Source organism: Oleiphilus sp. HI0128, from assembly GCF_001635365.1.
Window position 1 is genome coordinate 1 of record NZ_LWGG01000541.1, and the last position, 359, is coordinate 359.

General features: G+C 46.2%; 1 protein-coding gene. It reads right to left on the reverse strand.

Translation table 11 applies throughout. From position 1 onward, the window contains the following. The coding region (locus A3763_RS06475) for a PQQ-binding-like beta-propeller repeat protein (protein WP_156494970.1) at positions 1-359 on the reverse strand (359 nt) is incomplete at both ends.

Consider the following 359-nt stretch of genomic DNA (forward strand, 5'->3'; position numbering starts at 1 on the left):
AGTATCGGCACAACACTATCATGACGCCAGCGTTGCTTGCCATCTTGTGCCCCGAAAGCAGCAACTTTGCCATCAATAGTTTGAACGATCACCAGTTCTCCGTTTACTGCTGGCGGAGCCGTTGCTTCACTGCTTAGCGGAGAGCGCCAATTCTCTTGGCCATTTTCAAGTTGTAGTGACACTAAATAACCAGAAAACGTCACAACATAGAGGCTATCTCGGTCAACTGCTAAGCCGCTGCTAATAGTCTCATCCAGCTCATGACTCCAGAGAGTCTTACCGGATAAACGATCTATAGCACTAAGTAAGCCTTCAGTATCGACTGAGTAAATCTTATCATCTCTAAGGATAGGTGAAAG